Source organism: Pseudonocardia sp. ICBG1293 (genome assembly GCF_020131355.1).
GTDB lineage: Bacteria > Actinomycetota > Actinomycetes > Mycobacteriales > Pseudonocardiaceae > Pseudonocardia.
This window is the reverse complement of record NZ_JAHLEL010000007.1, coordinates 144064-157024: the sequence shown is the minus strand read 5'-3', so window position 1 is coordinate 157024 and position 12961 is coordinate 144064. Positions and strand designations below refer to the sequence as shown.

At 73.7% G+C, this 12961-nt stretch carries 11 protein-coding genes and 1 pseudogene; 6 read left to right on the top strand and 6 right to left on the bottom strand.

The annotated features are described in order from the left end of the window. The first annotated feature begins 25 nt into the window (after nucleotides 1-25). Genes KPF47_RS04165 through KPF47_RS04155 form a run of 3 tightly spaced genes read left to right on the top strand, consistent with a single transcriptional unit; the run spans nucleotide 26 to nucleotide 3647 of the window. Nucleotides 26-2287: a xanthine dehydrogenase family protein molybdopterin-binding subunit gene (locus KPF47_RS04165; protein WP_224387066.1), complete on the top strand. Its 2262-nt coding sequence runs from the start codon at nucleotides 26-28 to the stop codon at nucleotides 2285-2287. Continuing rightward, nucleotides 2284-2832, top strand: a complete 549-nt coding sequence (locus KPF47_RS04160; protein ID WP_224387064.1) for a (2Fe-2S)-binding protein — start codon at nucleotides 2284-2286, stop codon at nucleotides 2830-2832. The genes KPF47_RS04165 and KPF47_RS04160 overlap by 4 nt, the downstream gene beginning before the upstream one ends. Further along, a complete protein-coding gene (locus KPF47_RS04155; protein WP_224387062.1) occupies nucleotides 2829-3647 on the top strand; it encodes a xanthine dehydrogenase family protein subunit M in 819 nt (272 codons plus the stop codon). Before KPF47_RS04160 ends, KPF47_RS04155 begins: the two co-directional genes overlap by 4 nt. A 51-nt stretch (nucleotides 3648-3698) precedes the next feature. Here KPF47_RS04155 and KPF47_RS04150 read toward each other — a convergent pair whose 3' ends face one another. Together KPF47_RS04150 and KPF47_RS04145 are read right to left on the bottom strand one after the other, a co-directional pair. Then, a complete protein-coding gene (locus tag KPF47_RS04150; RefSeq protein WP_224387295.1) occupies nucleotides 3699-4349 on the bottom strand; it encodes a response regulator transcription factor in 651 nt (216 codons plus the stop codon). 507 nt (nucleotides 4350-4856) lie between these two features. Further along, a pseudogene (locus tag KPF47_RS04145) lies at nucleotides 4857-5027 on the bottom strand (histidine kinase); the annotation flags it as partial. A gap of 710 nt (nucleotides 5028-5737) precedes the next feature. Here KPF47_RS04145 and KPF47_RS04140 point away from each other — a divergent pair. Then, the gene (locus KPF47_RS04140) at nucleotides 5738-6337 is read left to right on the top strand and encodes a hypothetical protein (RefSeq protein ID WP_224387060.1); all 600 of its coding nucleotides are present in this window, start codon (nucleotides 5738-5740) and stop codon (nucleotides 6335-6337) included. Further along, nucleotides 6327-7463, top strand: a complete 1137-nt coding sequence (locus tag KPF47_RS04135; RefSeq protein WP_224387058.1) for a DUF418 domain-containing protein — start codon at nucleotides 6327-6329, stop codon at nucleotides 7461-7463. Before KPF47_RS04140 ends, KPF47_RS04135 begins: the two co-directional genes overlap by 11 nt. On the opposite strand, the gene mftM is transcribed toward KPF47_RS04135, so the two are convergent. Together mftM and KPF47_RS04125 are read right to left on the bottom strand one after the other, a co-directional pair. Continuing rightward, entirely contained in the window at nucleotides 7417-8127 is a 711-nt protein-coding gene (mftM, locus tag KPF47_RS04130; RefSeq protein WP_224387057.1) for a mycofactocin oligosaccharide methyltransferase MftM, read from the bottom strand. The two genes, KPF47_RS04135 and mftM, sit on opposite strands and share 47 nt — an antisense overlap. 107 nt (nucleotides 8128-8234) lie before the next feature. Further along, nucleotides 8235-8864 carry a hypothetical protein gene (locus KPF47_RS04125; protein ID WP_224387055.1) on the bottom strand — a complete coding sequence of 210 codons (630 nt, stop codon included), beginning with the start codon at nucleotides 8862-8864 and terminating at the stop codon, nucleotides 8235-8237. Nucleotides 8865-8967: 103 nt separating this feature from the next. Here KPF47_RS04125 and KPF47_RS04120 point away from each other — a divergent pair, with 103 nt between their 5' ends. After that, nucleotides 8968-9963: a zinc-binding alcohol dehydrogenase family protein gene (locus KPF47_RS04120; protein WP_224387053.1), complete on the top strand. Its 996-nt coding sequence runs from the start codon at nucleotides 8968-8970 to the stop codon at nucleotides 9961-9963. A 125-nt stretch (nucleotides 9964-10088) separates the two neighbouring features. On the opposite strand, the gene KPF47_RS04115 is transcribed toward KPF47_RS04120, so the two are convergent. Both KPF47_RS04115 and KPF47_RS04110 read right to left on the bottom strand, forming a co-directional pair. Continuing rightward, on the bottom strand, nucleotides 10089-11636 hold the full coding sequence (locus KPF47_RS04115) for a VWA domain-containing protein (protein WP_224387051.1): 1548 nt from the start codon (nucleotides 11634-11636) through the stop codon (nucleotides 10089-10091). Nucleotides 11637-11648: 12 nt separating this feature from the next. Further along, nucleotides 11649-12947: a MoxR family ATPase gene (locus tag KPF47_RS04110; protein WP_224387049.1), complete on the bottom strand. Its 1299-nt coding sequence runs from the start codon at nucleotides 12945-12947 to the stop codon at nucleotides 11649-11651. Between the last annotated feature and the right edge of the window lie 14 nt (nucleotides 12948-12961).

Below are 12961 nucleotides of genomic sequence, written 5' to 3'. Positions count from 1 at the left end.
GTGGAGGTGTATACGCTTCCGCGCGATGAGCATCTTGGGCACCCGCGTCGTCCGCACCGAGGATCCGGTCTTCCTCACGCGCGGCGCGACCTACACCGACGACCTGACCGAGGAGCGGCTGACCGGGGCGTTGCACCTGACGCTCGTCCGCTCCCCGCTGGCCCACGCGACGATCACCTCGATCGACACCTCGGCGGCGCTCGCGTCGCCCGGCGTCGTCGCCGTCGTCACCGGGGCCGACCTCGACATCGCCCCGGCGCTGCTGTTCCCGGGCGCCAACAAGGCCATGACCCGCCCGTTCGTCGCCACCGACCGCGTGCGGTTCGTCGGCGAGCCGGTCGCGGCGGTCCTCACCGAGGAGTTCTACCAGGGTGAGGACGCGGCCGAGCTGGTCGACGTCGAGTACGAGCCCCTCGACGTCGTGATCGACCCGCTGGCCGCGGTCCGTGACGAGACCCTGCTGTTCCCCGAGGCCGGGACCAACACCGCGGCCGCCTACGGGCACGACGAGGAGCAGGACGCCACGTTCTTCGACGGCTGCGAGGTCGTCGTCTCCCGGGACCTGGTGAACCAGCGGCTGGCCGCGGCCCCGCTGGAGACCCGCGCCGCCAGTGCCGTCTGGGACGGCGACCACGTCACCGTCTACATGTCCAACCAGAACGCCCAGGGCGGCCGCGACGAGATCGCCGGCTGGCTGGGCCTGGACAAGGACAAGGTGCGGGTCGTGCTCCCCGACGTCGGCGGCGGCTTCGGCGCGAAGATCGGCTCGGACCCCGAGTTCGGTCTCGTCGCCTGGCTCGCACGCCGGCAGGGCCGCCCGGTCCGCTGGAACGAGTCCCGCTCGGAGAACATGACCGGCATGGTGCAGGGCCGCGCCCAGCGCCAGACCGTCACGATCGGCGGCACCCGTGAGGGCCGGGTCACCCACTACCGGATCGACGTCGTGCAGGACCTGGGCGCCTACCCGCGCCTCGGGACCTTCCTGCCGATGTTCACCCGCATGATGGCGCCCGGCACCTACGACATCGCGAACGTCGACTCCCGCGCGCGCACCGTCGTCACCAACACGACCTCGATCGCCGCCTACCGCGGCGCCGGGCGACCGGAGGCGACCGCGGCGATCGAGCGGGCGATGGACCTGTTCGCCGCCGAGATCGGCAAGGACCCGGCGGAGGTCCGCAAGCTGAACGTGGTCGCCCCGGACAAGTTCCCGTTCCAGACCAAGGGCGGGGTCGAGTACGACTCCGGCGAGTACGCCAAGGCCATCGACCTGGCCCTGGAGAAGTCCGGCTACGCCGGGCTGCGCGCCGAGCAGAAGGCCCGCCGGGAGTCCGGCGACGCCCGCCAGCTCGGCATCGGCGTCTCCTCCTACGTCGAGATCACCGGTGGCGGCGCCTTCGCCGAGGACGCGTCGGTGGAGGTGCACCCGGACGGCTCGGTGACCGTGCTGACCGGCACGTCCCCGCACGGGCAGGGCCACGCCACGGCGTGGGCGATGCTCGCGTCCGACCAGCTCGGCGTCCCGATCGAGAAGATCACCGTCAAGCACGGCGACACCGACCTCGTCCCGCGCGGCGGCGGCACCATGGGGTCGCGCTCGCTGCAGACCGGTGGCGTCGCGGTGCACCAGGCCTCGGCCGAGCTGGTCGACCTGGCCAAGCAGCGCGCCGCGGAGCTGCTCGAGGCGGGCGTGGACGACCTGGAGCTCGACCCCGAGCACGCCGCGATCACCGTCAGGGGTGTCCCCGGCGCGAAGTCGGTGACCCTGGCCGAGCTGGCCGCCTCCGAGCAGCTCAAGGTCGACACGACCTGGGACGGCAAGAAGCCGACCTTCCCGTTCGGCGCGCACGTCTGCGTCGTCGAGGTGGACACCGAGTCCGGCAAGGTGACGGTCGAGAAGATCGTCGCCGTGGACGACGCCGGACCCATCCTCAACCCGCTGCTCTGCGACGGTCAGCGGCACGGCGGGATCGCCCAGGGCATCGCGCAGGCGCTGCTCGAGGAGGTCGTCTACGACGAGGAGGGGCAGCCGCTCACCGGCACCTTCGCCGACTACGGCATCCCGTCGGCCGCCGAGCTGCCCAGCTTCGACCTGGTCGAGATGACGACCCCGACGCCGGTCAACCCGATGGGCTACAAGGGCATCGGCGAGGCCGGGACGATCGGCTCCACCCCCGCCACCCAGAGCGCGGTCATCGACGCCCTGTCCCACCTCGGCGTCACGCACATCGACATGCCCCTGACCCCGATGCGGGTCTGGGAAGCCATCCAGGAGGCCTCCAAGTGAAGGTCGAGATCACCGTCAACGGTGAGCCCACCAGTGCCGACGTGGAGCCCCGTCAGCTGCTCGCGCACTACCTGCGGGAGACCGTCGGGCTGAAGGCCACCAACATCGGCTGCGACACCACGTCCTGCGGCGCGTGCACCGTGCTGCTCGACGGGGACGCGGTCAAGTCGTGCACCGTGCTGTCGGTGCAGGCCGACCAGCAGTCGGTCACCACCATGGAGGGGCTCGACGGCGCCGCCGAGGGCCGCCCCGAGCACCCGGTCACCGCGGCGTTCCGGTCCGAGCACGGGCTGCAGTGCGGCTTCTGCACCCCGGGCATGGTCATGTCCGCGGTGTCGCTGATCAGCCACGACGACGACCTGGACGAGCGGAAGGTCCGCGAGGGACTGGAGGGCAACCTCTGCCGCTGCACGGGCTACCACAACATCGTGCGCGCGGTGCTCGTCGCCGCGGGCAAGGACCCGGACGCCGCGCAGAAGGCCGAGGCCGAGGCCGACGCGCTGCGCACCGCGCCCGGCTTCTCCCGCGGGGAGGCCGGCGCATGATCCCCCTCGCGTTCGACTACGCCCGCCCGGACACCCTCGACGACGCCATCGCGCTGCTCGCCGAGAAGGGCGAGGACGCCAGCGTCCTGGCCGGCGGCCACTCGCTGATCCCGGTCATGAAGGTGCGCCTCGGCGCGCCGGAATTCCTGATCGACATCGGCAGGCTCCCGGAGCTGTCCTACATCCGTGTCGAGGGCGACGAGCTCGCCGTCGGTGCGGGCACCAAGCACCGCGACGTGGTCGACTCCGCCGAGGTCGCGGCCGAGGTGCCGCTGCTCGGAGCGGTCGCCCGCACCGTCGGTGACCCGCAGATCCGGGCCCGCGGCACGCTCGGCGGCACCGTCGCGCACGCCGACCCGGCCGCGGACCTGCCCGCCGCGCTGCTCGCGCTGGACGCCACTGTCGTCCTGCAGGGGCCGCGCGGGAAGCGCTCGGTGCCGATCGGCGAGTTCTACACCGGCGTGTTCACCACCGTCCGCGAGCCCGACGAGCTGATCGTCGAGATCCGGATCCCGCGCTGCGGCGACAAGGGGTGGGCCTACGAGAAGTTCACCCGGCGCAGCAACGACTGGGCGATCGTCGCCGTGGCGGTGTCCGACGACCGGATCGGCCTGGTCAACATGGGGTCGACCGCGCTGCGGGCGTCCGCGACCGAGCAGGCGCTCCGGGCCGGGAAGAGCATCGCCGAGGCCGCTGCGCTGGCCGCCGAGGGTGCCGAGCCGCCCGCCGACACCCACGGGTCGGTCGCCTACCGCACCCACCTGGTGCAGGTGCTGACCCGCCGCGCGCTGGAGACCGCGCACGGCAGGCGTTGAGCCGCGCACCGGCGGCCCGTGTCCCCTCCCGGGACGCGGGCCGCCGGTGTCTCAGGGCTCGGGGCGGACCAGCCCGGCCTCCTGCGCGGCGATCGCGGCCTGGGTGCGCGAGCGCAGCCCCAGCTTCGCCAGGACGCGTGAGACGTGCGTCTTCGTCGTCCCCTCCGAGATGACCAGCTCCGCGGACAGCTCGGCGTTGGACAGCCCGCGGCCCAGCCCGGCGAGCACGTCGGCCTCCCGTGCGGTGAGCAGCTCCAGCCCCGGTACCGACGACGGCCGCGGGGCCCCCGCGTAGCGGCGGATCACCCGCCGGGTCACCTCCGGTGCCAGCACCCCCTCGCCGCGGGCCACCGACCGGACGCCGTCGGTCAGCCGGGCCGCGTCGACCGACTTCAGCAGGAACCCCGCCGCCCCGGCCGCCAGCGCACCGTCGACGAGCTCGTCGAGGTCGAACGTGGTGAGCACCAGGACCTGCGCCGTCCCGGACGCCAGGATCCGCCGGGTGGCCTCGATGCCGTCGATACCGGGCATCCGGATGTCCATCAGCACCACGTCGGGGCGGTGCTCGTCGGCCGCCCGGACCGCGGAGAGCCCGTCGGCGACCTCGGCGACGACCTCGATGTCCGGTGCCGACCCGAGGATCAGCATCAGGCCGGTGCGGCCGGCCTCCTGGTCGTCGGCGACGACCACCCGCACGCTCATCGCGGCACCTCCTGGTCGTGGTCGGGGGCCGGCCCGGACCAGCCAGCCGTCGCCGTCGGGGCCCGCCTGCAGGGTGCCGCCGACGGCGCGGGCGCGCTCGCGCAGGCCGTCGAGCCCGGTGCCACCGTGCATGCCCGGTCCCGCCGCGGGGCGACGGCCGGGACCGTTGCGCACCTCGACGAGCAGCCGGTCCTCGGCGTGGCCTGTGGGGCCCGCCCCGGGGCCGCGCGGGGCCGCGCCGGGGCGGTGCGGTGGGGCCGGGTGCCCGGGGTCCAGGGCCAGGCTCACCGTCACCTCCGAGCCGGGGGCGTGCTTCGCCGCGTTGGTCAGCGACTCCTGCACGATCCGGTACCCGGCGAGGTCGACCGGAGCGGGCAGCGGTGAGTCCCCGCGACCGTCGCGGACGGTGGGGGACAGGCCCGCCGCACGGGCCTCGTCGAGCAGCGCGTCGACCTCGGACAGCCGGGCGGGCGCTCCGGGCGGGTCGGCCGTGTCGCCGTCGCGCAACAGCCCGATCATCGTGCGCATCTCCCCGAGCGCGGCGACACCGGACTCCCGCACCGTGCCCAGCACCCGCCGGACCAGGGCCGGCTCGGCCCCCGGCTGCAGCGCGGCCTCGGACTGCAACGCGATCGCCGACAGCCGCCCGGCGACGACGTCGCGCAGGTCGCGGGCCATCCGGGCCCGTTCCGCGGCGACCGCGGCGTCCCGTTCCCGCGAGGCCGTCCGCGCCACGTCCGCGGCCCGCTCCCGCTCGACGGCGGCCAGGTCCCGGAACCGGCGCACCTCCAGCCCCCACACCAGGGGCAGTCCGACGACCAGCGTCAGGTTGAGCACGAGGTAGGTGCCGGCGCGGGCGCCGGCCACCAGCAGGGCCGCGACGCCGAGCAGGGTGGCGTTCCCGCCCGCGGCGACGGCCACCGCACGCGCGGTGCGCCGCGGCGGGAACACCACGGCGCAGTACAGCAGGTCGGTGAACACGAGCACGGTCCCGATCTCGGTCCGGGTGCCCAGGACGGGGCCCGTGAGCAGGACCGCCGTGCCGGCCAGGAGCCCGGCGGGTACGGCGACCCGGCGGATCGTCGCCGCGGCGCAGTCGAGCCCCATGAGCAGCAGCGACACCGCCGTCGGCCCGGTCCCTGCGTCCGCCGGGGCGATGCCCGCGTCGGGCAGCGCCCAGATGAGCAGGAGCCCGACCACGAACCACACGACACCGGTCCCGGCGTCGCGATGCACCGAGGGTGCGCCGCCGTCGCGGTTCACCAGGTACGTGATCACACCCCATCCCAGCACGTCCGGGGCCCCTGCTGCGTCCGTCGAAGGTGGTACACGCGGATCGGTCGCGCGCCGGACGCGCCGCCGCGACGGGGGCGGCAGGATCAGCGGCCATGGGGGAGTCGCTGTTCGCCGAGCCGCTGCTGTGGCTGATCGTCGGTGCCGAGGTCGGGTTCTGGGTGTTCCTGCTGGCCGGTCTGGGGGCGCGCTACCTGCTGCGCCGCCGCGCACTCGGGGCCGTCCTGCTGCTGGGGGTGCCGCTGATGGACCTGGTGCTGGTCACCGCGTCCACCCTGGACCTGGCCACCGGTGGCGAGCCGTCGCGGGTGCACGGGCTGGCGGCGCTCTACCTCGGCATCACCGTCGCGTTCGGGCACTCGCTGGTCCGGTGGGCCGACGTCCGGTTCGCGCACCGCTTCGCCGGCGGGCCCGCCCCCGTGCGCCCGCCGCGGGGCGGCGGTGCGCGGATGCGCCACGAGTGGCGCGAGTACGGCAAGGTCGTCGCCGCCTGGGTGATCACGGCCGCGGTGCTGGTCCTGCTGTCGGTCGCCGGCGGCCGACCGTTCCCGGAGCCGGGTGCCTGGCCCCAGGACCCGATGTGGTCCTGGCTCGCGACGGCATCGCTGGTCGCTGGGATCTGGTTCGTGGCCGGGCCGCTGTGGGCCACCGTGTTCCCCGGTGAGGACGACCGGGAGCGTTCCGGTGCCCGGTGACCGCCTCGCGGCCCCGGACGTCCTGCGCGGCCTGGCGATCGCCGGGACCTTCGCGACCAACGTCTGGGTGTTCGCCGATCCCCGCGGCCCGGGTGCGGTGTTCGCCGGGTTCACCGAGGGCTGGTGGCTCGACACCGCGCTGCGCGCCGTCGCGAACGGGAAGTTCCTCGCGCTGCTGACGCTGCTGTTCGGCATCGGGATGGAGCTGCAGTACCGCTCCGCGGTGCGGCGGGGGCTGCGGTGGCCCGGCCGCTACCTCGCCCGTGCCGCGATCCTGTTCACCGAGGGCCTGCTGCACTACGTGCTGGTCTTCGAGTTCGACGTGCTGATGGGCTACGCCCTCGCCTCGGTGCTGGTCGCGTGGCTGGTGGGCCGGTCGGCGCGGGTACGGACGGCGGCGGCCTGCGTCGCCGCTGCGGTCACGGTGCTGCTGGTGGGCGGTGCGTCCGTCGCGACGACCGGGGCCACCGGCGCGGACGTGCCGGTACCGCCGTACCCGCAGACCTGGAGCGGGCAGGTCGTCGCACGGCTGACCGACCCGCTGCTGTACCGGGTCGAGCTGGTCCTGATCGTCCCGTCGGCGGTGGTCCTGTTCCTGGCCGGCTCGGCGCTGCTGCGCGCAGGCCTGTTCGACGACGGTGCCGTCGCCCTGCGTCGCCGGCTGATCGGCACCGGTGCGGCCGGCACGGTCCTCACCCTGCTCACCACGCTCGGCGGGGACCCGTGGTTCCTCGTCGAGCGCTACCTGGTGGCCCCGCTGGTCGCACTGGGGCTGCTCGGTCTGGTCCCGGAGGTCCTGGCCCGGCTCCGCGGCCCGGCCGGGCCGGGGCGACGCGGGCTCACCGCGCTCGGCCGGACCGCGATGACCTGCTACGTCGGCCAGAACGTGGTGGCGGCGGTGCTCTTCGGTGCCTGGGGACTCGGCCTGGCCGGGGCGCTCTCCGGTGTCGCGGCGCCGCTGCGGACCGGCGCCGTCGTCGCGGTGTGGGCCCTCGTCGTCGCCGGGTCGGCCGCGGCGGCGGGGTGGTGGCTGCGCCGGCACGACCGCGGACCGCTGGAGGCGCTCACCCACGCCCTGATCAGAGGTCGATCACCAGCCAGCCCCCGTGGTGTTCGGACACGCTGAACCGACGGCCGGTGCGCTCACCGATCCGGTGCAGCACGCGCTCGTCGAAGACCCGGACGTGCCCCCAGGCGGGGTTCGGCTCGTCCTCGAAGGGGACGGCGACCACCACCCGTCGGCGGGCCAGGCGGAGCATCTCGGCCACCACCTCGTCGCCCTCGGCCTCGGACAGGTGCTCGACCAGATGCACGGCGAACACGGTGTCCGCGCTGTCGTCGGGCAGGGCGACGGCGCGGGCGTCGGCGACGTGGGTCTCCAGGTCGGCGCCCAGCTGCGGCGCCATCCGGGTCAGCAGGTCGACGGTGCCGCCGGTGAGGTCGGTCGCGGTGACCCGGTGGCCGTCGCGGGCCAGCTGCAGCGACAGGAACCCGAAGCAGCAGCCCAGCTCCAGCACCTGTCCGCCCAGCACCAGCGAGCGGGCGTGGGCGTGCACGGGGGCCATCTCGGCGTTCGTGCCGCCCGGCTCGGGGTCGCCGGCCAGCGCGTCGAGGGTGTTGCGGTAGAACGCGAGCCACGCGTCGTCGGGCTGCTCCGGGTCCTTCGCCGCGCTCGCGACGCAGGCGACGAACGCCTCCTCGAGCTGCTCGGCGGGCAGGATCCCGGGTTGCACCAGGGTGCGGTCCAGCCAGCCGGCGAGGTCGTTGGAGAGCCGGTCGGTTCCGATCATGGACGCTCCTGTGCGTGCGGTGGCTGCTCCACGCTAGGTGGTCGCGGGCGCACCGCACCACGTCCGATCGCGGGGCACCTGCCCGTCCGGACGGTGGGGGCGGGTGCTCAGGCGTTCTGCGCGGCGAGCAGCCGGGCCTTCAGCGCGGCGTCCTTGTTGACCGGGTCGTGGGCGCCGTCCGGGACGGTCCCGGCGGCGACCGCGATTGCGTTCATGGTGCCGACCATCCGGCAGAGGTGGGCGATCCGGCGCTCGTCCGCGTCGACGGGAGGGGCACCGTCGAGCAGGGCCAGGGTGCGGTCCACCCAGATCACCTCGGCGTGCATCCCGGCCTCCTCGAGCACGGCGCGCAGGCGCAGCCCGATCTCGCGCCGGGACAGCCCGGCCCAGTCGTCCAGCGTGCGGGCGTCCAGCGGGAACACCCGGTCCCGGTCGCGCAGGTGGATGAGCTCCAGGGCGTGTGCCCGGCCGTAGGCGCAGTACACGCACCCGTTCGCGAGGGAGATCGTGAGGCCGGCCAGGTGGGTGCGCACGGGGCCCAGCACGCGCAGGGTGACCAGGAAACGGGGGAAGTTCGCGGCGAACCAGCGCAGCGCGGGACCGCTGCCCATCGCGGCGACCATCGCGGGGATCACCCCGGGCGTGTAGCCCCACAGTGCCGTGCACACCCGCCCGACGGCCCGGACGACCAGCCCACCCTCACCCACCACACGGCCCGCCTTCCGAAGGAGGCCCATGATACGTGGGACGGCCCCGGTGCGGTCCGAAATGGGCCGAACGGCCCATCCCGGGCGCCGGGTGCGGCGCGCGGCCGGACGCCCACCCGGTTAGCGTTCGATCATGGCTCTCGTCCCCGCCGTCGTCGCACCCCGCCCGCTGCCGATCGAGGACCCCGAGGCACTGGTGGACTCGGAGATCGAGGTCGGCGAACCGGGACCGCACGACCTGCTCGTCGACGTCCGCGCCGTCTCGGTGAACCCGGTGGACCGCAAGGTCCGCGCCTCCTTCGACCCGGCCGACGGGCCGAAGGTGCTCGGCTTCGACGCGGCGGGCGTCGTCGTGGAGGTGGGGGCGTCGGTACAGGGGTACGCCCCCGGCGACGAGGTCTACTACGCCGGCGCGATCGACCGGCCCGGCAGCAACGCCCACCGTCAGCTCGTCGACTCGCGCATCGTCGGCCGCAAGCCCTCGAGCCTGGACTTCGCCGCCGCGGCCGCGCTGCCGCTGACCTCGCTCACGGCCTGGGAGTGCCTGCACGACCACCTGCGGGTCACCGCGGAGTCCACCGGCACCCTGCTCGTGGTGTCCGCCGCGGGCGGCGTCGGCTCGATGGTCCTGCAGCTCGGTCGCCGCACCGGGCTGACCCTGGTCGGCACCGCGTCGCGGGCGGAGTCCGCGGACTGGGCCCGCACGATGGGCGCGCACGCGATCGCCGACCACCACGACCTCGTCGCGACCGTCCGTGCGGCCGCCCCGGACGGCGTCCGGTACGTGTTCTCGCCGGTCTCGGAGGGCAACGTCGAGGCCTACGCCGAGCTCATGACCCCGCGCGGCATCGTCGTCGCCATCGACGAGCCGGAGGGACTGGACACCCTGCCGCTGAAGACGAAGTCGCAGGCCTGGCACTGGGAGCTGATGTTCACCCGGCCGCTGTCCGAGCCGACCTCGACGGTGCAGCGGGAGATCCTCGACGAGGTCGCCCGCCTGGTCGACGCCGGCGAGCTGCGCACCACCGAGACGCGGCGCCTGCAGGGCCTGACCGCCGCGTCGCTCCGGGAGGCACACCGGCTGATCGAGTCCGGCAGCACCGTCGGGAAGATCGTCGTCGAGCGCTGACCCGGGGTGTCGCACCGGGGTGTCGCAACCGGGGTGTCGCACGAACGGGCCGTTCGTACGAAAGGTTCGTACGAACGGCCCGCTCGTGCACACCGGGGACGTGGGCCGGGGGACGTGGGCCGGGGTCAGCGGCCGATCAGCTCGCCCGCCATCTCGTTGGTCGTCGCCTCGAAACCGGACAGGTCCCGCACCACGCGGACGCGGTCGCAGTACTCGGCGTAGGCGGGCAGGTCGCAGCGACCCAGTCCCCACGAGTACCGCGGCTCGGGGGTCAGCCAGATCGTCTCCCGGGCCCGCCGGGTGATCTCGACGAACGCCTCCATGTTCGGGTCGTTGCCGTTCCCGCGGCCGTCGCCGAGCACCAGCACCGTGGTCCGGCGGGTGACCGCCGAGCCGTGGTCCTCCAGGAACTGGCCGAAGGCCAGGCCGTAGTTGGAGTTGGCGTCGACGTCGAGCTGGTCGCCCCCGAAGATCAGCCCGAGGGCGTGCTCGACGGGGTGGTCGGCGAACAGGTCGGTCACCTCGACCAGGTCGGCGACGAACGCGAACGAGCGCACCTGGCCGAACAGGTCCTGCAGCCCGTGCACCAGGTGCAGGGTGAACCGCGCGGTCGCGCGCACCGACAGCGAGACGTCGGCCAGCACCACCAGGCGTGGCTTGTCCTCCTGGCGCTGCACGGTGACCGGGGAGAACGGGACGCCGTCGTAGCGCATGTTCTTGCGCATGGTGCGGGCCGAGTCGATCCGGCCCCGCGGCGAGACCCGTCTGCGGTGGGTCAGCGCGCCGTGCAGCGACTTCGCGAGCCGCCGCAACGAGTCCTCCAGCTGCATGCGCTCGGTCTCGCTGGCCCGGTCGACCTCGGCGACGCGTTCGGCGTCGTCGTGGCCCTCGACGATCCGCTGCTCGATCGCGAGCAGCTTCTCCAGGTGGGCCTTGAGCAGCTCGGGGAGGTTGTCGAGCACTCCGGTGAGGCGCCGGCGCAGCGCGGCGGCGTCGTCCTCGGTGCCCTGCTCCTCCTCCGACAGCCGGTCCTCCTCGGAGTTCAGCCAGCCCAGCAGCGCGTCCTGCTGGGCGACCGAGAGGTCGGCGTCGACCTTGGTGCCCTGCTGCTGGGAGATGTCCCCCGGCCGGCCACCGCCGGAGAACCGGTCGGTCTCGATCTGCACGCGCTGGCCCTCGGTGGCGTCGCCCGCCTGCTCCTTGGAGAGCACGATCTCGTCCGTCATCGAGGCCATGTCGATCTTGTTGGCCTCCTGGTGCAGGTTGTACTGCTCGGCCAGGTCCTCGGGGTCGAAGAACTCCTTGATGTCGACCGGGGCGCCGTGGTCGTGACCCTCCTGAGGGGTCTCCGACGGCTCCTCGGACAGCGTGAAGTTCTCCAGCGGGGTGTCGTCGCTCAGGTCCCCGTGGCCGTGCCCGTGGCCGTGGCCGTGGCCGGTGTCGGACTCACCCACTCTCACCAGCGCGAAGAACAGGTCGAAGACCTCGTCGAAGGTCGCCTCGTCACGCCGGTCCTTGATCAGCGCGATGCGCAGCGCCTCCTTGAGCACCGCCTTGTCGGACAGCACCCCGGGCTGGGCGGCGCAGGCCATCGCGTCGAGCGCCTCGGACACCGAGATGCGCACCGACCGGATCCGCAGCAGCCGGACGAAACGGTGGATGCTCGCTTCCACGCCGGGCCCCGATCAGACCGGGCGCTTGCGGGAGCCGCCGAAGGACCGGGTGCCCTGGCCGGGGGAGACCTTCCGGATCGCCGACGGCGGCGGCGCGACCCCGCCGGGCAGGCCGCCGTAGATGCCGCCGTGCCGTCCCGCCTGGTCCTTCGCGGCCCGCTTGGCGCGTCCGTCGACGTCGCCGTCGTCGTGGTCGTCGTCCACGCGGGCGGCCGGGGCGCTCGGCGCCGGGGCCGCGGGCCCGTCGTGGTCGTGGTCCCCGTCGTGGCCGTGCCCGTGCCCGTGCCCGTGGCCGTGCCCGTGCCCGTGGCCGTGCCCGTGTCCGTGCTCGGGGACCACGGCGTTCGGGTCGACCAGCCGCGGCAGTGCGTCGAGGGCCTTCTTGACGTCCTTGTCGTACTTGACGACGACCGACACGGTGTCGGACAGGATCTGCGAGCTCAGCTCGTCGACCCCCAGCACGGCCAGCGTGCGCGCCCAGTCGATGGTCTCCGAGATCGACGGCGACTTGCGCAGCTCCAGCTCGCGCAGCCCGCGCACCACGTTCACGAGCTCCTCGGCCAGCTGGTCCGACAGCCCGGTCTTCTTCGACTTCACGATCTCCAGCTCGCGGGAGGCCGACGGGTAGTCGAGGAACAGGTGCAGGCAGCGCCGCTTGAGCGCGGCGGCGAGGTCGCGGGTGTTGTTGGAGGTCAGCAGCACGTACGGGCGCTGTTCGGCGACGAACGTGCCGATCTCGGGCACGGAGATCTGGAACTCGCCCAGGGTCTCCAGCAGCACGGCCTCCAGCGCCTCGTCGGCGCGGTCCACCTCGTCGATCAGCAGCACGACGGGCTGCTCGGAGCGGATGGCCTCCAGCAGCGGGCGCGGGGCGAGGAAGCGCTCGGAGAAGAACACGCTCTCCTGCGAGCCGATCCGGTCGACCGCCGACGCCAGATCGGGCGCGTCCTCGACGAGCTGCCCGATCTTCTCCCGCAGGATCTGGGTGTACATGAGCTGCTTGCCGTAGTCCCACTCGTACAGGGCCTTGGTCTCGTCCTGGCCCTCGTAGCACTGCAGGCGCAGCAGCCGGCGCCCGGTGGCGACGGCGAGCATCTTCGCCAGCTCGGTCTTGCCGACGCCTGCGGGGCCCTCCAGCAGCAGCGGCTTGTCCAGCCGGGTCAGCAGGAACACCGTCGTGGCCAGGCGGGTGTCGGCGATGTAGCCCTGTTCGCGCAGGGTCTCGATCACCTGCTCGACGGACTCGAACGGGCCGGTGGAGGCGACGGCGTCCGCCGCCTCGGTGACAGTGGGGACGACAGCCTCGGACACGCGGGTATCTCCTT